Here is a 22,965-nt window from a genome sequence, read left to right on the forward strand (position 1 = left end):
GTTGGCTTTTTTTGGCGCTTACGTTGGGAGAACAACAAATATGAAACCAACTAAACAGATTCTTTCTACTATCCTCAGTGAAGTAAAACCACTGATTGGACAAGGAAAAGTCGCGGACTACATCCCTGCTCTTGCAAAAGTACCTAACAACAAACTAGGCATAGCAGTGTACACCAACGAAGGTGAAGTAATTACCGCTGGAGACGCCGAAGAGTCCTTTTCTATACAGTCAATTTCCAAAGCCCTGAGCCTAACTTTGGCAATGATGCTGTATAAACCAGAGGAAATCTGGCAGCGTGTCGGCAAGGAACCCTCAGGGCAAGCATTTAACTCACTAATTCAGCTTGAGATGGAACAAGGAATACCGAGAAACCCGTTTATTAACGCAGGCGCAATTGTGGTAGCCGACCTACTGCAAAGTCGCTTATCGGCGCCTAGGCAGCGTCTATTGGAGTTTGTTAGAACACTTTCAGGTGACAACCATATTGTCTACGATAAGATCGTGGCAGCTTCAGAAATGATGCACAGTGACCGCAATGCAGCTATCGCTTATCTAATGCGCTCGTTTGGTAACTTTAATAACGATGTTATTCCTGTTCTCAATAACTATTTCCATGCCTGCGCTTTAAAGATGAGCTGTGTTGATCTTGCCAAAACCTTTAGTTATTTAGCCAATCAAGGGCAATCCGTAAATACTAAGAAGCAGATCATCACACCGACACAAACCAAGCAGCTCAATGCGTTATTGGCGACATGCGGCCTCTATGATGGCGCCGGAGAGTTTGCTTACCGTGTCGGCATGCCAGGTAAGTCAGGTGTGGGCGGTGGTATTATTGCGATTGTTCCGGGTGAAATGACTATCGCGGTTTGGTCTCCAGAACTGGATAAATCTGGTAACTCTCTCGCTGGGACGAGAGCGTTGGAGATGCTTTCGGAGCGAATTGGGCGTTCTATATTTTAAGCAAAAAGAAGCTGGTAAATACCAGCTTCTTTTTATGATCAATAGTTTGTCGTTGTCCCTTCAAACAAATGTTGCTGACTATAAAAAAGGTAGTTCAATCCTTTCCGATAAAGCTCATCCGCCCCCAAAAGCTCCTCACATGCAGTTGGTTGTAAGCCATTAGAGTTACTTGCAACACTGAAACACTTTTCTCGTTTTCCCGTTTCAGCATTTATCTGCACCAAGCTGTTTCTTGTCAACCAATAAAACCGGTTGTTAACAGTAAAATCCGCCCCTTCTCGATAATTATTCGATAACAAACTATTTCCAGAGAACCAGCTAACAGCCCCCCCTAACATATCGATAACAGTAGGTGCCACATCCTTGTGCGATGCAGCTACAGGCATTATTCCAGTAGGAATTTTCAGGTTTATTCCATGAATAAGAAATGGAATAAACACATGTCGCAAGTCGTTATTCGAACTTACCATTGTATGGTCAGCAACAAGCACTAAAAGCGTGGGACGGCGTGCTTGTGCCTCTAATTTTGTGACAAATCGACCCAAAGCTCTATCTGCATGATGCAAAACACTACGCCTTGTTTCATCCGTATTTGCTCTGCCAAAAACATAATCTGATTCATTTGGTAGGTAGCTATCATGTGTCGTGCCTGTGTTGATGGCGATAAATTGAGGTTGCTCGCCCGCCTCAGCTAACTTGCCAAGAGCAAAATCGTAAATTCCATCATCCATGTATCCCCAATAATTAGTATCTTGATTAGTATCTAAGTAATCAAATTTGCCATATGAATGAGCAAAACCTAACGACTGAGCGAACGCCCCAACCATCCCTTGACCACTACCTTGAATAAACGAGGTGTTCCAACCTCGCTCTTTCAAAAGTTGTGGTAAGCAATGGTAAGGCATACTCTCAAGTCGTGTTCCAGCTACGCTACCGCCTACAGGGTTGGGCATAGAGCACATTGTTGTAAAGACGCCTTCTACTGTTCTAAAGCCATTAGAATAAAAGGATGTCGTCGATAATGATTTTTCACGCAAAGCATCGAAATTGGGTGTTGAGTCAAATTCTGAACCATAGCCCTTCATATCGAATGCCGTCCAACTCTCTAACAGAACAAACACCAAATCATACTTTTGCAAATCATCTAGCTTCGTCTCAGCTGCAGGGTTAACGACAGTTCGAAGCCTTTCCATTTGTTCTATCGATTGTACAGGTGTCCATCGATGACCAGATTTATCTTCACCAATAATAGAGTAATACGTAATCGCATAAGGAGCACTCCAAGCAATTCTGGCTAATTTTACGTCACCTATCTTATACGCATACATCGGACTTTGTGGCTTATCCGAATAACCACCGCGCACAGCCGTTACGGTAGCGACAATAAGAGCTAAGCCAATCACTACTGTTTTATACCATTTGTCCGAGACTGATATTTTCTGTGGATACTTCACAGCAACAACTGAAAAAACAACAAACAGAGCAACCGCAGTAAATACTAAACCAGAGTATTGAGTAACAACCGTACTTAGCAGCTCTAGCTCCATTCCTTTGCCAAGGTGCATGTCAACAGTAACATGGCGATTAGCCTGACTTAGATAAACCGCATCCCCCATGGTAGAAAAGATGATCCAAGCTCCACATAAGAGAACCCAGATCAAAAACAAGATCTTATAAAGCTTTTTAAATTTTACCAATGGTATAAAGAATAAGAAGCTTAACCCTGTTAGTAAGAAAGATACGGTTAAGTCAAACCGAATTCCCCAAAAAACAGCCTTAATAAACTCAAATAATGAGGTGTCAGAAAAGTGAAGTTCGTACCAACCAAGGAAAGTAACTTTCGAGATTACACATAATGTAACGAAAGTTAGAAGAAGTTTTGCTATCGATAAAAGCATAACACGCCTAGATAATTCAATTAGTTACTGCAAATCTACAGATATATACATCCTAGGCATGAAGTGTAATCAAAATAATAAAAAATACAAAGTAAGATACTGTATTTAAATTAGTTCAAACTGCTCAAGAACATCATTTAAAAACAACTTGCCTTTCTCTGTCACGATCCAGTGCTCTTCCGTCTCCTCTATATAACCTTGCTCAAGACAGCGCTTGATAGGCTCTTGAATAATATCGAGATTGAGTCCCGTTCTTAGAGTAAACTGTACTTTGGGGCATGGTTCCAACAGCCTAAATCGATTAATAAAGAATTCAAAAGGTCGGTCTTTCATATCTACATTGGTTTCACTATCAAGATATGGCTTTAACATATTGAGATAGCCGCGTGGGTGCTTCACTTTAGTCGTTCGAACAATACGACCATCGGCAAAACTCAACTTACCATGGGCACCGCAGCCAATACCTAGGTAATCGCCAAAACGCCAGTAGTTTAAGTTATGCTGACATTGAAAGTCTGGCTTGCTATAGCCCGAAATCTCATACTGCTGATAACCTGCCTCCACCAGCATTTGATGTCCTTGCTCGAAGATATCCCAAAGATCATCATCATCTGGCAATGTAGGTGGTTTAGAGTAGAACAAGGTATTCGGCTCAATTGTGAGTTGGTACCACGAAAGATGCGGTGGCGCCAATTCAATCGCCTGCTTAAGGTCACTTAATGCGTCATCAATAGATTGATCTGGTAATCCATGCATAAGATCCAAGTTAAAGCTGTTTAAGCCAATTTCATGAGCCAGCTTTGCTGCATTGACCGCTTCACTTTCACCATGAATTCGTCCTAAGCGCTCAAGTTTGGTTTGCTGAAAGCTCTGCACACCGATAGAGATGCGTGTAACGCCTACGACTCGGTACTGCTCAAATCGTGCAGCTTCGATCGTTCCTGGATTAGCCTCCATAGTGATTTCTATGTCATCACGAAATGGAATACGTTCCCTTACTCCATCAAGCAACTGCTTAATGTATTCTGGAGCGATTAAACTTGGAGTACCACCACCAATGAAAATTGAGTGCAGCGGGCGAGAATCTGAAGCCAATCCGTATTGGCGAATATCAGTATCTAAATCCTCAAGTAATGCCGTTATGTATGCTTGTTGGGGAATATCTCCCTTTTGGGCATGCGAGTTAAAGTCGCAGTATGGACATTTTTGAACACACCAAGGAATATGGATATAGAGACTCAACGGCGGCGGTACCAGCACAGGTGTTTGCTCCATGTTAAAGACCTTGCGCCTTAATCGTTGCGAAAAGCTCCTTTAACGCTTTACCGCGGTGTGACAGCTGTTTTTTACGTGCAGGTTCTAGGTCAGCAGACGCACAGTTGTCTTCAGGCACAAAGAAAATAGCATCATAACCAAAACCATTGTCGCCACTTGGCTCCGTTAGAATACGACCTTCCCATTTTCCATGGCAAACGATCGGCGTAGGATCAGCGGCATGACGCATTAATACCAACACGCAATGAAACCGTGCTGTCCTCTGTGCTTCAGGAACCCCTTTCAACTCTTCTAGTACTTTATCTAGGTTACGCTTGTCCGTCGCTCCTTCTCCAGAGTAACGAGCAGAGTAGATCCCCGGTGCGCCTTTTAAGTAATCAACTTCTAACCCAGAGTCATCTGCAATCGCAGCTAGTCCTGTTTCTTGAGCGGCATGTCTGGCCTTAATGATGGCATTCTCGATGAATGTCGTACCGGTTTCAGCCACTTCTGAGACACTGAATTCACTTTGGGCATGGACTTCAAAACCAAAATCAGACAGCAAATCAGCCATCTCTTTCACTTTGCCTTGATTGCCGGTTGCAAGTACGATTTTTTTGCTCATGGGGTTCTCTCGAGTTAGTAAGCTTAAGCGTTGGTATTTACTGGAACCTTAAGGTTCTACATACAGTTTCTGACTAAAGGTAATAGGACCGCGACCTTTGTTTCCAGCATCAATATCAATCGTGAATTGGTATTGCTCTTCGTTCACGATAGGAAATTGAGCCAAGTAGTATATCGCATCTCCTTCCTTAATTTCTTTAAACTCGAGCGTTTTGGTTTGGCCAATCAGGTTTTTAGCATTGCCTTTTATCGATACTGGCATGGCAGGCTTGCCCGCGCTTGAACGGTCAAGGACACTGATATTCACCGTTGCAACAAACTCATTACGCTTCAAACCATAGCTACGCGCCACTTGTGGCGTCATAAACGTCGAGTTAAACACCACATAATGCACTTCTGCATCCTTGATTGTTTTGAACTGTTCCGCTTGAGCTAACCCAGTCACCATCAATGCCGAAATCAACAATAACCACTTTTTCATTGTTCTTCTCCTTTAAAAAAGCCCTCATAAGAGGGCCATAAATTCCTTGGGAATCAGTGCAGGTGACACTATTCGAAGTTGTTTGTGCCTTCCAAGCTCACCTTTCTCAATCAACACTTGTCCCTTTGCGACTTTAAATTGTTTAGCAAGGTACTTGCTCAAATGCGCATTGGCCTTTCCATCAACAGGAGGAGCAGTAATCGCCACCTTAAATTCTTCACCATGCTCTCCCACCAGCTTGTCTCGACTGGCTTTAGGTTGAACATAAATACGAAGAATGAGGTCTTCTCCATCCTGTTTTACGGCTGACATTAAAGTCGATACCAAATTGGACCAATAAGATCGCCCATTAGGAAATTAGCAAACTGCAGCACAATAAATAGCACTAACACACTCAAATCAAACCCACCCATCGCTGGAATGATTCGGCGAATTGGTGCCAGCATAGGCTCTGTCAATTGATGGAAAACATACTCGATCGGACTGCGCCCTTGACTGACCCAGCTTAAGATTGCGCGAATTAATAGTACCCAGAACAACAAGCCACCCGCGGCTTTAATCAGAGAAAGCAAACCTAGGAACAAGAAGTCAGCACCGAAGCTAAAGTTGCCACCAGAAGCTATCAGTACCAGAGCTACGTATTTACCAACACATAGAACGTAAGCAAACAGTAACGTCGCCATATCAATAGCGCCAATAGACGGAATCATTCGTCTTAGTGGCGCTACTACAGGTTGGGTTGCTTTCACAATAAACTGTGAAAACGGGTTGTAGAAGTCTGCGCGTGCTGCCTGTAGCCAAATGCGCAAAATCACGACCATAATGTAGAGATCAAACAAGGTCGAAACCAAGAAACTCATTGAATTCATAACTAGCCCTTACGAGTTATCATTGTTGGGATTAAAACAGTTTTTCCATTTCTTCAGCACGGGTCACGGCCGATTGCATCGCTTTAGCAACAATGCCTCGAATATCATTTTCCTCAAGCGTACGAACCGCTTCTGCCGTTGTCCCTCCTTTAGAGGTGACCTGTTGGCGCAGGGTAGCTAAATCAGTATCTGGATTCTCATTAACCATTTTAGCTGCGCCTAATGCGGTTTGTTGCACCAACAGTCGAGCGGTGTCTCCATCAAAGCCACTTGCTATCGCTTGTTGCTGAATCGCTTCCATGAAGAGGAAGAAATACGCCGGAGCACTACCAGCGGCAGCGATAATGTCATTGATGCCGGATTCTTGTTCAACCCAACAAACTTTACCAACAGCCTGCATCAGCTCACCTGCATAGGTTTTATCACTAACTGGTGTTATTGGGGAAGCAAATAGACCACTCATACCCTCACCTAGTAAAGAAGGTGTATTCGGCATTACTCGAATCAGATTTAGTGGGCTGGCAAACATTTGTTGCAGACGCTCTATTGAGATTCCGGCCGCAATTGAAATGACCAGTTTGCCCTGAAAATCAATCGACTGAAGTGGTTTAGCCACTTGTTCCATTAATTGAGGTTTCACAGCCATCACAATCACATCGGCTTGTTGTGCTGCCTCAGTATTGTTCGTCGTCACTTGAATATCATAAGCCTGCTGCAAAGCAACTAACTTTGCTTCGCTAGGATTTGTCGCAGTAATACAATCTGGACGGTAGCCACTGGCCACCAATCCCGCGACGATGGAGCGAGTCATATTGCCCGCACCAATGAATGCGATCTTTCTTTGTTCCATTAACCCTATCCTAAATTAGAGGTACTTTGCGTCACTCTCTTATGTGTTACGCTTTGTTGCTGTAATCTCTCGCACCAAAGATAGCTGTTCCAATTCGAACTATGGTACTTCCAGCTTCTATCGCCGCTTCCATATCACCACTCATACCCATCGATAGCGTATCGACTTGAGAGTGCTTTTCTGCCAGCAAGTTTTTGACCTCTGCCAGTGCTTTAAAAGCAATGAGCTGAGATTGATAGTCACTAACATTCTCTGGAATTGACATTACTCCTCTTAACGTGAGGTTTGGTAATGAGGAAATCAATTGGGCAAGCTCTAAAACTTGCTCGCTATCGACACCAGACTTACTTGCTTCACTGCTAGTGTTCACCTGAATCAGTACTTGAATAGGCTTCATACCTTGAGGGCGCTGATCATTAAGTCGTTGGGCGATTTTGGCACGATCTACAGTATGAACCCAGTCAAAGTGCTCTGCGACTGGTCGTGTTTTATTCGACTGAATAGGTCCAATAAAGTGCCATTCAATATCTATATCACCATGTTGTTCATTGAAATGAACAACTTTAGAAACGCCTTCTTGAACATAGTTTTCGCCAAAACGACGTTGACCTGCCTGACATGCGTCTAAAATTGCCTCAATAGGCTTAGTTTTACTGACCGCGAGCAATTGCACATCACCTTGCGCTCTCCCGCACTTTTGCTCAGCCTGTGCAATTTGGGAGGTGATTAGTTCGATATTTTGTTGAATACTAGTCATAGCTTACAAATTATAAGGAAAATGAATGGATATCACCGAGTTACTAGACTTTAGTGTAAAGCATAACGCTTCAGATCTACACCTTTCTGCTGGTGTCCCACCTATGGTACGTATTGATGGTGAAGTAAGAAAGCTTGGTATCCCTGCTCTAGAGCATTCTGAGGTCCATAAATTAGTTTTTGACATTATGAATGATAAACAGCGCAGCGAATACGAAGAGCATCTCGAAATCGATTTTTCATTTGATGTGCCCGATATCGGTCGTTTTCGTGTCAATGCGTTTAATCAATCTCGTGGCTGCTCTGCCGTTTTTCGTACCATCCCCAGTGAAGTCCCAACACTGGCGCAAATAGACGCACCCGACAAATTTTCCGAGATAGCCGGTTTAGAACGCGGCTTGGTATTAGTAACAGGGCCGACTGGTTCAGGTAAATCGACGACACTAGCAGCCATGGTCGACCACATTAACCAACATCAAAACAAACATATTCTGACCATTGAGGATCCTATTGAGTTTGTTCATCAGAATAAAAAATGTTTGGTTAACCAGCGAGAAGTTCATCGCGACACCCACAGTTTTAAAGCTGCACTCCGCTCTGCACTGCGTGAAGACCCGGACATCATTTTAGTTGGTGAGCTGCGAGATCAAGAGACCATTAGCTTAGCTCTTACCGCAGCCGAAACCGGCCACTTAGTGTTTGGCACTCTGCACACGAGCTCTGCAGCCAAAACCATTGACCGAATTATTGATGTATTTCCAGGCCAAGATAAAGAAATGGTTCGCTCTATGCTCTCAGAATCGTTGCGAGCAGTTATCGCACAAACTCTGTTAAAGCGCGTGGGAGGAGGGCGCATTGCTTGTCATGAAATTATGCTAGCGACACCCGCTATCAGAAACCTAATTCGAGAAGATAAAGTAGCTCAGATGTACTCAATTATCCAAACAGGTGCGGCAAGTGGTATGCAGACCATGGAACAGCACTCTAAACGGTTATTGTCTCAAGGATTGGTTGAACTAGAAGAAGTGAATAAGAAGATTGAACAACATGGTTCAATGTTTCAATAGGACGAGATAATGCACAACATTGATACCATTCTAAATCACATGCTTGACGAAAAAGCCTCTGATCTTTACTTAACAGTCGATGCGCCACTGTTATATCGCGTAGATGGCGAACTGCAAGCAAAAGATGACAAGCTCACTACAGAGGCGATTCAAGCGCTTTTAAGCAGCGTTATGGAGCGTTCTAAGTACTCGGAGTATCAGACAACAAAAGAAGCTAATTTTGCGATAGTGAAGCCATACGGCCGTTTTAGAGTAAGTGCATTCTACCAGCGAGAATTGCCTGGTGCAGTCATCCGAAGAATTGAAACTCAGATACCGACCTTCGAGCAGCTTTCGTTGCCAGAAGTATTGCAAGATCTAGCGATTGCCAAACGTGGCTTAGTCTTAATAGTAGGTGCTACTGGCTCTGGTAAATCTACCACTATGGCAGCGATGACAGGTTATCGAAATCAGCACCGCAGTGGTCATATTCTTACCGTCGAAGATCCCATCGAATTCGTTCATGAGCACGCAAAATGTATCGTGACACAGCGTGAGGTTGGGCTGGATACTGAAAGCTATGAAGTTGCTCTTAAAAATTCACTTCGACAAGCTCCTGATATGATTTTAATTGGTGAGATACGTTCTAGGGAAACGATGGAATACGCCATGTCGTTTGCTGAAACTGGGCACCTTTGTATCGCAACATTGCACGCGAATAATGCTAGCCAAGCTTTAGAGCGAATACTACACCTTACACCGGAAGATAGACGGGAACAGTTCCTCTTTGACTTATCTTCGAATTTAAAAGGCATCGTAGGACAACAGCTCATTCGAGATAAGAATGGACAGGGCCGTCACGGTGTTTTCGAGGTTCTCCTAAATAGTCCTCGTATTTCCGAGCTCATCCGTAAAAGTGATTTACATGAAATCAAAGCTGCAATTGCGAAAGGTAAAGAAGTCGGAATGCAAACCTTTGATCAGGCCTTATTTGATTTGGTTTCAGCTGGCAAAATAAATCAAGAGGACGCTTTGCACAGTGCTGATTCGCGAAATGATCTCAGATTAATGCTAAAGCTGCAAAGTAACGACAATAACAGCTCATCAAACCTTAGCGATATTAAGATTGATATGAGCTAATCACAGGTTCTAACCAGCGTGAGAAAACATTTCGAAAAGATTGTATTACTGCAATACGGTTTTTTTTACAGTTCAGGAGAGGGAAGGCAAACTCAAGATAACAAAAAAGGCTGCATCCTAAGATGCAGCCTTTATAATGTGGCTCCCCCTGCGGGACTCGAACCTGCGACATACGGATTAACAGTCCGCCGTTCTACCAACTGAACTAAGGGGGAATTGCTTTTCGCAATAAAGTGGTGCCGACTACCGGAATCGAACTGGTGACCTACTGATTACAAGTCAGTTGCTCTACCTACTGAGCTAAGTCGGCACTTAAAGTAAGCTTTTGCTTACTTTTAAAAGTGGCTCCCCCTGCGGGACTCGAACCTGCGACATACGGATTAACAGTCCGCCGTTCTACCAACTGAACTAAGGGGGAATTACTTTACGTAATAAATGGTGCCGACTACCGGAATCGAACTGGTGACCTACTGATTACAAGTCAGTTGCTCTACCTACTGAGCTAAGTCGGCGACACTTTATTTGTTATTGCTCGTACTACTGTTAACAGCACCAACAATCTAAATTGTGGTGCCCGGAGGCGGAATCGAACCACCGACACGAGGATTTTCAATCCTCTGCTCTACCGACTGAGCTATCCGGGCGACGAGGTGTATTAAACGGTTTTTCGTCCTTTACGTCAACACTAAATTGCAAAAAAAATATCGTTTGGTGCTTTTCTATACTTAGCGTTCTGTTTTTATTCATTTGGCGCTCAAAAACAAGCCCTAGCAGTCGTTCGGCTCTATTAATGAATATAGATAAACTAGGCTCATTAACTTTTCCAGCACCAAAAAAGTTAAGATTTTGTCCCCTAGTACAAAGAGAAAAACCTTGATTACTGAACCTCAAAGCGAGCTGCTTTGTGGTACAGCTCTAACGACAGTTGATTTAATGAACGAGTGGCCTGCTCAGTTTCTTCTACAACCGAGCGAAGTTCACTGCCACTTTGTTCAATCATGTTGATAGGTATCGTCACTCACCTCTGTTTGTTCTGTTGTCGCTATCGCGATTTGAAGGCAATAGCCTCTAAACGGAGCAACGACTTCTTGCAAAGCAGCCGAGGCATTTTGTAACTCTACAATCTTCGTTTCCTAGTCTACGCGTAACTATTAATACTTCGAATGGCATGTTGTGAGCCTGACTGAAGATTACCCATCATTTCTAGAATCTCTTTTATGCTTTGTTGAGTCCGGCAAACAATATTTCTGACTTCAGCAGCAACAACAAAGCTTCTACCTTGTTCCCCGGCACAAGCAGTCTCGTAGCGGCATTCAATGCAAGTAGATTGATCTGCTCATCGATATGCCGATCACACCCAGAACCCGAGCGATATTGCGGACATCAGAATCAAGCTCAGAAAGGATAATGTTTGTAATACTCTGCCCGACACTATCTTTGAAATTGTAAAAACTCGTACCATAGCGCAGAAGCACAGGATCAAGAGGAACAACAATAAACGTCATATCCCCGTCAGCCATATAAACGTATTCGCTATCTTTGTAGATGTAATGACACCGTATTCTTATGACGATAGCCTTATTGACTTGCTCTGTTAGCTTATCCCTAAGGATGGGTTTTCTAGCTAAACGCTTGTAGAGTAGGTACTAGTAAAAACTTCTGTAACGCGTGCTTTATCATCTGCATTGCATGCTACTCGAAGCGACCACAAGACTACTCAGTCTAATAACCGGTGTGACAGGCAATGACCTTATTTACTATCTTTTAGCTTATTGTCTTCAGCACAACGGTGCACTAGGAGGATAGCAGTAGGCTCATATTAAAAGGAATATCAAAAGCCTTGTGGATATCGATATGGTGGTAGGGAAAGAGCACTTACTCTAGGGTAATGTTCTGCGTGTGAAGCTATCTTTTGAGAAATGTAAAAGTCCCAGTCTTTCGGCAGGAGTGCCTAGTCTAGGGTTGAAATCAACCGGAAGTCGATTTCCTTGAAAAAGGAAGCAATCAAATTTTAGATAATAAAAAACCCGACGCTTTCGCATCGGGTTTTCTAATAAGTGGCGGAGTGGACGGGACTCGAACCCGCGACCCCCGGCGTGACAGGCCGGTATTCTAACCAACTGAACTACCACTCCGCAGTGGTCTATTTAAAGTCTTATCTAAATCGTGCTTTAAACAGATATTGTTCAAAGCCTGGCGATGTCCTACTCTCACATGGGGAAGCCCCACACTACCATCGGCGCTATTGCGTTTCACTTCTGAGTTCGGCATGGAGTCAGGTGGGTCCACAACGCTATGGTCGCCAAGCAAATTCTGCTTTTACTTTCAGCTTTTATTAAAAACTGAAGGCAAAAAATCTGGAAAACTGATTTAAAAGTCTAAATACACATTCAATTTGTTCTTGCTTTGAGCCCATCAAAACCCTTTGGGTGTTGTATGGTTAAGCCTCACGGGCAATTAGTACAGGTTAGCTCAACGCCTCACAACGCTTACACACCCTGCCTATCAACGTTCTAGTCTCGAACAACCCTTTAGGACACTTAAAGTGCCAGGGAAGACTCATCTCAGGGCTCGCTTCCCGCTTAGATGCTTTCAGCGGTTATCGATTCCGAACTTAGCTACCGGGCAATGCGTCTGGCGACACAACCCGAACACCAGAGGTTCGTCCACTCCGGTCCTCTCGTACTAGGAGCAGCCCCCTTCAATCTTCCAACGCCCACGGCAGATAGGGACCGAACTGTCTCACGACGTTCTAAACCCAGCTCGCGTACCACTTTAAATGGCGAACAGCCATACCCTTGGGACCGACTTCAGCCCCAGGATGTGATGAGCCGACATCGAGGTGCCAAACACCGCCGTCGATATGAACTCTTGGGCGGTATCAGCCTGTTATCCCCGGAGTACCTTTTATCCGTTGAGCGATGGCCCTTCCATTCAGAACCACCGGATCACTATGACCTGCTTTCGCACCTGCTCGAATTGTCATTCTCGCAGTCAAGCGGGCTTATGCCATTGCACTAACCTCACGATGTCCAACCGTGATTAGCCCACCTTCGTGCTCCTCCGTTACTCTTTGGGAGGAGACCGCCCCAGTCAAACTACCCACCAGGCACTGTCCTCATTCCCGATTAGGGAACCAAGTTAGAACATCAAACATACAAGGGTGGTATTTCAAGATTGCCTCCACGAATACTGGCGTACTCGCTTCAAAGGCTCCCACCTATCCTACACATGTAGGCTCAATGTTCAGTGCCAAGCTGTAGTAAAGGTTCACGGGGTCTTTCCGTCTAGCCGCGGGTACACTGCATCTTCACAGCGATTTCAATTTCACTGAGTCTCGGGTGGAGACAGCGTGGCCATCATTACGCCATTCGTGCAGGTCGGAACTTACCCGACAAGGAATTTCGCTACCTTAGGACCGTTATAGTTACGGCCGCCGTTTACCGGGGCTTCGATCAAGAGCTTCGTCCGAAAACTAACCCCATCAATTAACCTTCCGGCACCGGGCAGGCGTCACACCGTATACGTCATCTTGCGATTTTGCACAGTGCTGTGTTTTTAATAAACAGTTGCAGCCACCTGGTATCTGCGACTCTCGGTAGCTCCATCCGCGAGGGACTTCACCACTAAGAGCGTACCTTCTCCCGAAGTTACGGTACCATTTTGCCTAGTTCCTTCACCCGAGTTCTCTCAAGCGCCTTGGTATTCTCTACCCGACCACCTGTGTCGGTTTGGGGTACGATTCCTTACAATCTGAAGCTTAGAGGCTTTTCCTGGAAGCATGGCATCAATGACTTCACTACCGTAGTAGCTCGACATCGTGTCTCAGCCTTAAAAAGGTCCGGATTTACCTAAACCTTAAGCCTACGCACTTGAACCTGGACAACCGTCGCCAGGCCCACCTAGCCTTCTCCGTCCCCCCATCGCAATTGTAAGAAGTACGGGAATATTAACCCGTTTCCCATCGACTACGCCTTTCGGCCTCGCCTTAGGGGTCGACTTACCCTGCCCCGATTAACGTTGGACAGGAACCCTTGGTCTTCCGGCGAGGAGGTTTTTCACCCCCTTTATCGTTACTCATGTCAGCATTCGCACTTCTGATACCTCCAGCAGACCTTACAGTCCACCTTCAACAGCTTACAGAACGCTCCCCTACCCAATGTGTAAACACATTGCCGCAGCTTCGGTGTATAGCTTAGCCCCGTTACATCTTCCGCGCAGGCCGACTCGACTAGTGAGCTATTACGCTTTCTTTAAATGATGGCTGCTTCTAAGCCAACATCCTAGCTGTCTAAGCCTTCCCACATCGTTTCCCACTTAGCTATACTTTGGGACCTTAGCTGGCGGTCTGGGTTGTTTCCCTCTCCACGACGGACGTTAGCACCCGCCGTGTGTCTCCCGGATAGTACTTACTGGTATTCGGAGTTTGCAAAGGGTTGGTAAGTCGGGATGACCCCCTAGCCTTAACAGTGCTCTACCCCCAGTAGTATTCGTCCGAGGCTCTACCTAAATAGATTTCGGGGAGAACCAGCTATCTCCAGGTTTGATTGGCCTTTCACCCCTAGCCACAAGTCATCCGCTAATTTTTCAACATTAGTCGGTTCGGTCCTCCAGTTGATGTTACTCAACCTTCAACCTGCCCATGGCTAGATCACCTGGTTTCGGGTCTATATCCAGAGACTGAACGCCCAGTTAAGACTCGGTTTCCCTACGGCTCCCCTAAACGGTTAACCTTGCCACTGAATATAAGTCGCTGACCCATTATACAAAAGGTACGCAGTCACACCACGAAGGTGCTCCTACTGCTTGTACGTACACGGTTTCAGGTTCTATTTCACTCCCCTCACAGGGGTTCTTTTCGCCTTTCCCTCACGGTACTGGTTCACTATCGGTCAGTCAGTAGTATTTAGCCTTGGAGGATGGTCCCCCCATATTCAGACAGGATATCACGTGTCCCGCCCTACTCGATTTCACTGATGATGAGATGTCGGTTACGGGGCTATCACCCTGTATCGCGGCACTTTCCAGAGCCTTCACCTGTCTCATTAAAAGCTTAAGGGCTAATCCAATTTCGCTCGCCGCTACTTTCGGAATCTCGGTTGATTTCTCTTCCTCGGGGTACTTAGATGTTTCAGTTCCCCCGGTTCGCCTCACTAACCTATGTATTCAGTTAGTGATAACTGCTTATGCAGTTGGGTTTCCCCATTCAGGGATCTCAGACTCACAGGTTTTTACTACCTAATCTGAGCTTATCGCAAGTTAATACGCCTTTCATCGCCTCTGACTGCCAAGGCATCCACCGTGTACGCTTAGTCACTTAACCATACAACCCCAAAGGGTCTTTCTATTTGTCTTCACTTTTGAAAAGTGAAAGCAAACGGTCAAACAACCAAAGTTGTCTGCATTTTTATACATGTGCAGACTCGATTTTGCCGGACTCAAATATGAATTACTTTCGTAATTCCCAAGAACACTTGAATGTGTGTTGGTACCTACATCTTTCGATATAGGATTTGAGAACTTTTAATAGATAACAATCAATCAAATTGTTATCTGTCAGCTTTCCAAATTGTTAAAGAGCTAATCACTTCTAATGAAGTAACCATTTCTAAATATTCTCGAGAGAAAACACTTAAAGATGGTGGAGCTATGCGGGATCGAACCGCAGACCTCTTCGCTGCCAGCGAAGCGCTCTCCCAGCTGAGCTATAGCCCCATCTGGAAAAGGTTTCCTTACTCTTAACTTACAAACCTAATCAATCTGTGTGAACACTCATCGCAATAATCTATTCGTATAAGGAGGTGATCCAGCCCCAGGTTCCCCTAGGGCTACCTTGTTACGACTTCACCCCAGTCATGAACCACAAAGTGGTGAGCGTCCTCCCGAAGGTTAAACTACCCACTTCTTTTGCAGCCCACTCCCATGGTGTGACGGGCGGTGTGTACAAGGCCCGGGAACGTATTCACCGTAGCATTCTGATCTACGATTACTAGCGATTCCGACTTCATGGAGTCGAGTTGCAGACTCCAATCCGGACTACGACGCACTTTTTGGGATTCGCTCACTTTCGCAAGTTGGCTGCCCTCTGTATGCGCCATTGTAGCACGTGTGTAGCCCTACTCGTAAGGGCCATGATGACTTGACGTCGTCCCCACCTTCCTCCGGTTTATCACCGGCAGTCTCCCTGGAGTTCCCGACATTACTCGCTGGCAAACAAGGATAAGGGTTGCGCTCGTTGCGGGACTTAACCCAACATTTCACAACACGAGCTGACGACAGCCATGCAGCACCTGTCTCAGAGTTCCCGAAGGCACACCTGCGTCTCCGCTGGCTTCTCTGGATGTCAAGAGTAGGTAAGGTTCTTCGCGTTGCATCGAATTAAACCACATGCTCCACCGCTTGTGCGGGCCCCCGTCAATTCATTTGAGTTTTAATCTTGCGACCGTACTCCCCAGGCGGTCTACTTAACGCGTTAGCTCCGAAAGCCACGGCTCAAGGCCACAACCTCCAAGTAGACATCGTTTACGGCGTGGACTACCAGGGTATCTAATCCTGTTTGCTCCCCACGCTTTCGCATCTGAGTGTCAGTATCTGTCCAGGGGGCCGCCTTCGCCACCGGTATTCCTTCAGATCTCTACGCATTTCACCGCTACACCTGAAATTCTACCCCCCTCTACAGTACTCTAGTCCGCCAGTTTCAAATGCAGTTCCGAGGTTGAGCCCCGGGCTTTCACATCTGACTTAACGAACCACCTGCATGCGCTTTACGCCCAGTAATTCCGATTAACGCTCGCACCCTCCGTATTACCGCGGCTGCTGGCACGGAGTTAGCCGGTGCTTCTTCTGCAGCTAACGTCAAACGAATACGCTATTAACGTACCCGCCTTCCTCACTGCTGAAAGTGCTTTACAACCCGAAGGCCTTCTTCACACACGCGGCATGGCTGCATCAGGCTTGCGCCCATTGTGCAATATTCCCCACTGCTGCCTCCCGTAGGAGTCTGGACCGTGTCTCAGTTCCAGTGTGGCTGATCATCCTCTCAGACCAGCTAGGGATCGTCGCCTTGGTGAGCCATTACCTCACCAACTAGCTAATCCCACCTGGGCATATCCTGACGCGAGAGGCCCGAAGGTCCCCCTCTTTGAGCCGAAGCTATTATGCGGTATTAGCCATCGTTTCCAATGGTTATCCCCCACATCAGGGCAATTTCCCAGGCATTACTCACCCGTCCGCCGCTCGACGCCGTTAACGTCACCCGAAGGGTCAGTTAACTCGTTTCCGCTCGACTTGCATGTGTTAGGCCTGCCGCCAGCGTTCAATCTGAGCCATGATCAAACTCTTCAATTTAAGATTTTGTCGGCTCAATGAATACTGACTTTAAACTACCTTAGTAATCTAAAGCTATTATCGTTCCAACAGAACGATAATGAATTGACTGTGCCAAGTCTTTCGACTTGATTGGTCACTCAGTTCATTGAAAACCTAATTTGAAACCGAAGTTTCTAATTTGATTATCATCAACGAGTGCCCACACAGATTGATAGGTTTATATTGTTAAAGAGCTTTGCTTTCAGTGCCTTAGCACTTAAGCAGGACGCGTATAATACGCTGTCTACTTTGAAAGTCAACATAAAACTCTAAGATTTTCTCTTAAAACTTTATGGTGACTCGTCTACTTAAAGACAAGTCGAATTTAAAGCCTGGCGATGTCCTACTCTCACATGGGGAAGCCCCACACTACCATCGGCGCTATTGCGTTTCACTTCTGAGTTCGGCATGGAATCAGGTGGGTCCACAACGCTATGGTCGCCAAGCAAATTCTGCTTTTACTTTCAGCTTTTATTAAAAACTGAAGGCAAAAAATCTGGAAAACTGATTTAAAAATCTAAATACACATTCAAAGTTCTTGCTTTGAGTCCATCAAAACCCTTTGGGTGTTGTATGGTTAAGCCTCACGGGCAATTAGTACAGGTTAGCTCAACGCCTCACAACGCTTACACACCCTGCCTATCAACGTTCTAGTCTCGAACAACCCTTTAGGACGCTTAAAGCGCCAGGGAAGACTCATCTCAGGGCTCGCTTCCCGCTTAGATGCTTTCAGCGGTTATCGATTCCGAACTTAGCTACCGGGCAATGCGTCTGGCGACACAACCCGAACACCAGAGGTTCGTCCACTCCGGTCCTCTCGTACTAGGAGCAGCCCCCTTCAATCTTCCAACGCCCACGGCAGATAGGGACCGAACTGTCTCACGACGTTCTAAACCCAGCTCGCGTACCACTTTAAATGGCGAACAGCCATACCCTTGGGACCGACTTCAGCCCCAGGATGTGATGAGCCGACATCGAGGTGCCAAACACCGCCGTCGATATGAACTCTTGGGCGGTATCAGCCTGTTATCCCCGGAGTACCTTTTATCCGTTGAGCGATGGCCCTTCCATTCAGAACCACCGGATCACTATGACCTGCTTTCGCACCTGCTCGAATTGTCATTCTCGCAGTCAAGCGGGCTTATGCCATTGCACTAACCTCACGATGTCCAACCGTGATTAGCCCACCTTCGTGCTCCTCCGTTACTCTTTGGGAGGAGACCGCCCCAGTCAAACTACCCACCAGGCACTGTCCTCATTCCCGATTAGGGAACCAAGTTAGAACATCAAACATACAAGGGTGGTATTTCAAGATTGCCTCCACAAACACTGGCGTGCTTGCTTCAAAGGCTCCCACCTATCCTACACATGTAGGCTCAATGTTCAGTGCCAAGCTGTAGTAAAGGTTCACGGGGTCTTTCCGTCTAGCCGCGGGTACACTGCATCTTCACAGCGATTTCAATTTCACTGAGTCTCGGGTGGAGACAGCGTGGCCATCATTACGCCATTCGTGCAGGTCGGAACTTACCCGACAAGGAATTTCGCTACCTTAGGACCGTTATAGTTACGGCCGCCGTTTACCGGGGCTTCGATCAAGAGCTTCGTCCGAAAACTAACCCCATCAATTAACCTTCCGGCACCGGGCAGGCGTCACACCGTATACGTCATCTTGCGATTTTGCACAGTGCTGTGTTTTTAATAAACAGTTGCAGCCACCTGGTATCTGCGACTCTCGGTAGCTCCATCCGCGAGGGACTTCACCACTAAGAGCGTACCTTCTCCCGAAGTTACGGTACCATTTTGCCTAGTTCCTTCACCCGAGTTCTCTCAAGCGCCTTGGTATTCTCTACCCGACCACCTGTGTCGGTTTGGGGTACGATTCCTTACAATCTGAAGCTTAGAGGCTTTTCCTGGAAGCATGGCATCAATGACTTCACTACCGTAGTAGCTCGACATCGTGTCTCAGCCTTAAAAAGGTCCGGATTTACCTAAACCTTAAGCCTACGCACTTGAACCTGGACAACCGTCGCCAGGCCCACCTAGCCTTCTCCGTCCCCCCATCGCAATTGTAAGAAGTACGGGAATATTAACCCGTTTCCCATCGACTACGCCTTTCGGCCTCGCCTTAGGGGTCGACTTACCCTGCCCCGATTAACGTTGGACAGGAACCCTTGGTCTTCCGGCGAGGAGGTTTTTCACCCCCTTTATCGTTACTCATGTCAGCATTCGCACTTCTGATACCTCCAGCAGACCTTACAGTCCACCTTCAACAGCTTACAGAACGCTCCCCTACCCAATGCGTAAACACATTGCCGCAGCTTCGGTGTATAGCTTAGCCCCGTTACATCTTCCGCGCAGGCCGACTCGACTAGTGAGCTATTACGCTTTCTTTAAATGATGGCTGCTTCTAAGCCAACATCCTAGCTGTCTAAGCCTTCCCACATCGTTTCCCACTTAGCTATACTTTGGGACCTTAGCTGGCGGTCTGGGTTGTTTCCCTCTCCACGACGGACGTTAGCACCCGCCGTGTGTCTCCCGGATAGTACTTACTGGTATTCGGAGTTTGCAAAGGGTTGGTAAGTCGGGATGACCCCCTAGCCTTAACAGTGCTCTACCCCCAGTAGTATTCGTCCGAGGCTCTACCTAAATAGATTTCGGGGAGAACCAGCTATCTCCAGGTTTGATTGGCCTTTCACCCCTAGCCACAAGTCATCCGCTAATTTTTCAACATTAGTCGGTTCGGTCCTCCAGTTGATGTTACTCAACCTTCAACCTGCCCATGGCTAGATCACCTGGTTTCGGGTCTATATCCAGAGACTGAACGCCCAGTTAAGACTCGGTTTCCCTACGGCTCCCCTAAACGGTTAACCTTGCCACTGAATATAAGTCGCTGACCCATTATACAAAAGGTACGCAGTCACACCACGAAGGTGCTCCTACTGCTTGTACGTACACGGTTTCAGGTTCTATTTCACTCCCCTCACAGGGGTTCTTTTCGCCTTTCCCTCACGGTACTGGTTCACTATCGGTCAGTCAGTAGTATTTAGCCTTGGAGGATGGTCCCCCCATATTCAGACAGGATATCACGTGTCCCGCCCTACTCGATTTCACTGATTATGATGTGTCGGTTACGGGGCTATCACCCTGTATCGCGAGACTTTCCAGACTCTTCACCTGCATCATTAAAAGCTTAAGGGCTAATCCAATTTCGCTCGCCGCTACTTTCGGAATCTCGGTTGATTTCTCTTCCTCGGGGTACTTAGATGTTTCAGTTCCCCCGGTTCGCCTCGCTGAGCTATGTATTCACTCAGCGATAACTGCTTATGCAGTTGGGTTTCCCCATTCAGGGATCTCAGACTCACAGGTTTTTACTACCTAATCTGAGCTTATCGCAAGTTAATACGCCTTTCATCGCCTCTGACTGCCAAGGCATCCACCGTGTACGCTTAGTCACTTAACCATACAACCCCAAAGGGTCTTTCTATTTGTCTTCACTTTTGAAAAGTGAAAGCAAACGGTCAAACAACCAAAGTTGTCTGCATTTTTATACATGTGCAGACTCGATTTTGCCGGACTCAAATTCCAAGAACACTTGAATGTGTGTTGGTACCTACATCTTTCGATATAGGATTTGAGAACTTTTAAATGAATAACATTAATCAAATGTTATTCGTCAGCTTTCCAAATTGTTAAAGAACGAGATTTCTTTCGAAACCATTTTTAAGAACACTTAAGCAAATGTGCTTAAAGATGGTGGAGCTAAGCAGGATCGAACTGCTGACCTCCTGCGTGCAAGGCAGGCGCTCTCCCAGCTGAGCTATAGCCCCATCAGTGTGATGCTTACCGCCAATCATCTGGGAGGAAGATTGGTGGGTCTGAGTGGACTTGAACCACCGACCTCTCGCTTATCAGGCGAACGCTCTAACCACCTGAGCTACAGACCCAAGCATCGTCTTTAATCTAAACCTAATCAATCTGTGTGAACACTCATCGCAATAATCTTTCGTATAAGGAGGTGATCCAGCCCCAGGTTCCCCTAGGGCTACCTTGTTACGACTTCACCCCAGTCATGAACCACAAAGTGGTGAGCGTCCTCCCGAAGGTTAAACTACCCACTTCTTTTGCAGCCCACTCCCATGGTGTGACGGGCGGTGTGTACAAGGCCCGGGAACGTATTCACCGTAGCATTCTGATCTACGATTACTAGCGATTCCGACTTCATGGAGTCGAGTTGCAGACTCCAATCCGGACTACGACGCACTTTTTGGGATTCGCTCACTTTCGCAAGTTGGCTGCCCTCTGTATGCGCCATTGTAGCACGTGTGTAGCCCTACTCGTAAGGGCCATGATGACTTGACGTCGTCCCCACCTTCCTCCGGTTTATCACCGGCAGTCTCCCTGGAGTTCCCGACATTACTCGCTGGCAAACAAGGATAAGGGTTGCGCTCGTTGCGGGACTTAACCCAACATTTCACAACACGAGCTGACGACAGCCATGCAGCACCTGTCTCAGAGCTCCCGAAGGCACACCTGCGTCTCCGCTGGCTTCTCTGGATGTCAAGAGTAGGTAAGGTTCTTCGCGTTGCATCGAATTAAACCACATGCTCCACCGCTTGTGCGGGCCCCCGTCAATTCATTTGAGTTTTAATCTTGCGACCGTACTCCCCAGGCGGTCTACTTAACGCGTTAGCTCCGAAAGCCACGGCTCAAGGCCACAACCTCCAAGTAGACATCGTTTACGGCGTGGACTACCAGGGTATCTAATCCTGTTTGCTCCCCACGCTTTCGCATCTGAGTGTCAGTATCTGTCCAGGGGGCCGCCTTCGCCACCGGTATTCCTTCAGATCTCTACGCATTTCACCGCTACACCTGAAATTCTACCCCCCTCTACAGTACTCTAGTCCGCCAGTTTCAAATGCAGTTCCGAGGTTGAGCCCCGGGCTTTCACATCTGACTTAACGAACCACCTGCATGCGCTTTACGCCCAGTAATTCCGATTAACGCTCGCACCCTCCGTATTACCGCGGCTGCTGGCACGGAGTTAGCCGGTGCTTCTTCTGCAGCTAACGTCAAACGAGCACGCTATTAACGTACCCGCCTTCCTCACTGCTGAAAGTGCTTTACAACCCGAAGGCCTTCTTCACACACGCGGCATGGCTGCATCAGGCTTGCGCCCATTGTGCAATATTCCCCACTGCTGCCTCCCGTAGGAGTCTGGACCGTGTCTCAGTTCCAGTGTGGCTGATCATCCTCTCAGACCAGCTAGGGATCGTCGCCTTGGTGAGCCATTACCTCACCAACTAGCTAATCCCACCTGGGCATATCCTGACGCGAGAGGCCCGAAGGTCCCCCTCTTTGGCCCGAAGGCATTATGCGGTATTAGCCATCGTTTCCAATGGTTATCCCCCACATCAGGGCAATTTCCCAGGCATTACTCACCCGTCCGCCGCTCGACGCCGTTAACGTCACCCGAAGGGTCAGTTAACTCGTTTCCGCTCGACTTGCATGTGTTAGGCCTGCCGCCAGCGTTCAATCTGAGCCATGATCAAACTCTTCAATTTAAGATTTTGTCGGCTCAATGAATACTGACTTTAAACTACCTTAGTAATCTAAAGCTATTATCGTTCCAACAGAACGATAATGAATTGACTGTGCCAAGTCTTTCGACTTGATTGGTCACTCAGTTCATTGAAAACCTAATTTGAAACCGAAGTTTCT

14 protein-coding genes, 9 tRNA genes and 6 rRNA genes are annotated in these 22,965 nt (G+C 46.6%); 3 read left to right on the plus strand and 26 right to left on the minus strand.

Annotated features, from left to right (window positions below; genetic code table 11):
• The first annotated feature begins 40 nt into the window (after positions 1-40).
• Positions 41-961 (plus strand): glutaminase B, encoded by a 921-nt coding sequence (glsB, locus tag JKJ11_RS14945; protein ID WP_062459974.1) that lies wholly within the window; start codon positions 41-43, stop codon positions 959-961.
• A gap of 38 nt (positions 962-999) precedes the next feature.
• Here glsB and JKJ11_RS14950 read toward each other — a convergent pair whose 3' ends face one another.
• The 8 genes from JKJ11_RS14950 to JKJ11_RS14985 form a co-directional block, all read right to left on the minus strand.
• On the minus strand, positions 1,000-2,859 hold the full coding sequence (locus JKJ11_RS14950) for an LTA synthase family protein (protein ID WP_252038397.1): 1,860 nt from the start codon (positions 2,857-2,859) through the stop codon (positions 1,000-1,002).
• A 105-nt stretch (positions 2,860-2,964) separates the two neighbouring features.
• Positions 2,965-4,119: a radical SAM family heme chaperone HemW gene (gene hemW / locus JKJ11_RS14955; RefSeq protein ID WP_252039128.1), complete on the minus strand. Its 1,155-nt coding sequence runs from the start codon at positions 4,117-4,119 to the stop codon at positions 2,965-2,967.
• Positions 4,120-4,135: 16 nt separating this feature from the next.
• Positions 4,136-4,738 (minus strand): XTP/dITP diphosphatase, encoded by a 603-nt coding sequence (locus JKJ11_RS14960; protein ID WP_252038398.1) that lies wholly within the window; start codon positions 4,736-4,738, stop codon positions 4,136-4,138.
• A gap of 48 nt (positions 4,739-4,786) precedes the next feature.
• Complete coding sequence (locus JKJ11_RS14965) at positions 4,787-5,218, minus strand: DUF4426 domain-containing protein (protein ID WP_062459978.1); 432 nt, start codon at positions 5,216-5,218, stop codon at positions 4,787-4,789.
• Positions 5,219-5,242: 24 nt separating this feature from the next.
• Positions 5,243-5,530, minus strand: a complete 288-nt coding sequence (gene yggU / locus JKJ11_RS14970) for a DUF167 family protein YggU (RefSeq protein ID WP_006075534.1) — start codon at positions 5,528-5,530, stop codon at positions 5,243-5,245.
• The gene (locus tag JKJ11_RS14975; protein ID WP_006075533.1) at positions 5,530-6,087 is read right to left on the minus strand and encodes a YggT family protein; all 558 of its coding nucleotides are present in this window, start codon (positions 6,085-6,087) and stop codon (positions 5,530-5,532) included. Before JKJ11_RS14975 ends, yggU begins: the two co-directional genes overlap by 1 nt.
• A gap of 31 nt (positions 6,088-6,118) precedes the next feature.
• Positions 6,119-6,937, minus strand: a complete 819-nt coding sequence (gene proC / locus JKJ11_RS14980; RefSeq protein ID WP_006075532.1) for a pyrroline-5-carboxylate reductase — start codon at positions 6,935-6,937, stop codon at positions 6,119-6,121.
• Positions 6,938-6,983: 46 nt separating this feature from the next.
• Positions 6,984-7,694 carry a YggS family pyridoxal phosphate-dependent enzyme gene (locus tag JKJ11_RS14985; protein WP_252038400.1) on the minus strand — a complete coding sequence of 237 codons (711 nt, stop codon included), beginning with the start codon at positions 7,692-7,694 and terminating at the stop codon, positions 6,984-6,986.
• Positions 7,695-7,719: 25 nt separating this feature from the next.
• On the opposite strand from JKJ11_RS14985, the gene JKJ11_RS14990 reads away from it, so the two are divergent.
• On the plus strand, positions 7,720-8,760 hold the full coding sequence (locus tag JKJ11_RS14990; protein WP_252038401.1) for a type IV pilus twitching motility protein PilT: 1,041 nt from the start codon (positions 7,720-7,722) through the stop codon (positions 8,758-8,760).
• 9 nt (positions 8,761-8,769) lie between these two features.
• Entirely contained in the window at positions 8,770-9,879 is a 1,110-nt protein-coding gene (locus JKJ11_RS14995) for a PilT/PilU family type 4a pilus ATPase (RefSeq protein WP_252038403.1), read from the plus strand.
• Between the two features lie 139 nt (positions 9,880-10,018).
• Here the strand turns inward: JKJ11_RS14995 and JKJ11_RS15000 are convergent.
• The 18 genes from JKJ11_RS15000 to JKJ11_RS15075 form a co-directional block, all read right to left on the minus strand.
• Positions 10,019-10,094: transfer RNA gene (locus JKJ11_RS15000), tRNA-Asn, on the minus strand.
• A 19-nt stretch (positions 10,095-10,113) separates the two neighbouring features.
• Positions 10,114-10,189: transfer RNA gene (locus tag JKJ11_RS15005), tRNA-Thr, on the minus strand.
• 32 nt (positions 10,190-10,221) lie between these two features.
• Positions 10,222-10,297 (minus strand) — tRNA-Asn (locus JKJ11_RS15010).
• A gap of 18 nt (positions 10,298-10,315) precedes the next feature.
• Positions 10,316-10,391 (minus strand) — tRNA-Thr (locus tag JKJ11_RS15015).
• 56 nt (positions 10,392-10,447) lie between these two features.
• A tRNA-Phe gene (locus tag JKJ11_RS15020) sits at positions 10,448-10,523 on the minus strand.
• Between the two features lie 233 nt (positions 10,524-10,756).
• Entirely contained in the window at positions 10,757-10,897 is a 141-nt protein-coding gene (locus JKJ11_RS15025; protein WP_252038404.1) for a hypothetical protein, read from the minus strand.
• Positions 10,898-11,017: 120 nt separating this feature from the next.
• Entirely contained in the window at positions 11,018-11,197 is a 180-nt protein-coding gene (locus tag JKJ11_RS26105) for a methyl-accepting chemotaxis protein (protein ID WP_309245327.1), read from the minus strand.
• Complete coding sequence (locus tag JKJ11_RS26180) at positions 11,193-11,492, minus strand: cache domain-containing protein (RefSeq protein WP_503060941.1); 300 nt, start codon at positions 11,490-11,492, stop codon at positions 11,193-11,195. The genes JKJ11_RS26105 and JKJ11_RS26180 overlap by 5 nt, the downstream gene beginning before the upstream one ends.
• Positions 11,493-11,937: 445 nt before the next feature.
• Positions 11,938-12,014, minus strand: a tRNA-Asp gene (locus JKJ11_RS15030).
• A gap of 56 nt (positions 12,015-12,070) precedes the next feature.
• A 5S ribosomal RNA gene (rrf, locus tag JKJ11_RS15035) occupies positions 12,071-12,186 on the minus strand.
• Between the two features lie 129 nt (positions 12,187-12,315).
• Positions 12,316-15,202 (minus strand): 23S ribosomal RNA (locus JKJ11_RS15040).
• A gap of 316 nt (positions 15,203-15,518) precedes the next feature.
• A tRNA-Ala gene (locus tag JKJ11_RS15045) sits at positions 15,519-15,594 on the minus strand.
• A 79-nt stretch (positions 15,595-15,673) separates the two neighbouring features.
• Positions 15,674-17,226, minus strand: a 16S ribosomal RNA gene (locus JKJ11_RS15050).
• Between the two features lie 351 nt (positions 17,227-17,577).
• A 5S ribosomal RNA gene (gene rrf, locus JKJ11_RS15055) occupies positions 17,578-17,693 on the minus strand.
• Positions 17,694-17,820: 127 nt separating this feature from the next.
• Positions 17,821-20,707 (minus strand): 23S ribosomal RNA (locus JKJ11_RS15060).
• 291 nt (positions 20,708-20,998) lie between these two features.
• Positions 20,999-21,074, minus strand: a tRNA-Ala gene (locus JKJ11_RS15065).
• Positions 21,075-21,114: 40 nt separating this feature from the next.
• Positions 21,115-21,191: transfer RNA gene (locus JKJ11_RS15070), tRNA-Ile, on the minus strand.
• A gap of 64 nt (positions 21,192-21,255) precedes the next feature.
• Positions 21,256-22,808 (minus strand): 16S ribosomal RNA (locus JKJ11_RS15075).
• The 16S, 23S and 5S rRNA genes sit together here with 4 tRNA genes alongside, the layout of an rRNA operon.
• Between the last annotated feature and the right edge of the window lie 157 nt (positions 22,809-22,965).

This window comes from Vibrio sp. SCSIO 43133 (assembly GCF_023716845.1).
Classification (GTDB): Bacteria; Pseudomonadota; Gammaproteobacteria; order Enterobacterales; family Vibrionaceae; genus Vibrio; species Vibrio mediterranei.

Coding starts and splice junctions, on each gene's coding strand:
- glsB (WP_062459974.1), top strand. CDS start 41: ATGAAACCAACTAAACAGATTCTTTCTACTATCCTCAGTGAAGTAAAA.
- JKJ11_RS14950 (WP_252038397.1), bottom strand. CDS start 2,859: ATGCTTTTATCGATAGCAAAACTTCTTCTAACTTTCGTTACATTATGT.
- JKJ11_RS14960 (WP_252038398.1), bottom strand. CDS start 4,738: ATGAGCAAAAAAATCGTACTTGCAACCGGCAATCAAGGCAAAGTGAAA.
- JKJ11_RS14965 (WP_062459978.1), bottom strand. CDS start 5,218: ATGAAAAAGTGGTTATTGTTGATTTCGGCATTGATGGTGACTGGGTTA.
- yggU (WP_006075534.1), bottom strand. CDS start 5,530: ATGTCAGCCGTAAAACAGGATGGAGAAGACCTCATTCTTCGTATTTAT.
- JKJ11_RS14975 (WP_006075533.1), bottom strand. CDS start 6,087: ATGAATTCAATGAGTTTCTTGGTTTCGACCTTGTTTGATCTCTACATT.
- proC (WP_006075532.1), bottom strand. CDS start 6,937: ATGGAACAAAGAAAGATCGCATTCATTGGTGCGGGCAATATGACTCGC.
- JKJ11_RS14985 (WP_252038400.1), bottom strand. CDS start 7,694: ATGACTAGTATTCAACAAAATATCGAACTAATCACCTCCCAAATTGCA.
- JKJ11_RS14990 (WP_252038401.1), top strand. CDS start 7,720: ATGGATATCACCGAGTTACTAGACTTTAGTGTAAAGCATAACGCTTCA.
- JKJ11_RS14995 (WP_252038403.1), top strand. CDS start 8,770: ATGCACAACATTGATACCATTCTAAATCACATGCTTGACGAAAAAGCC.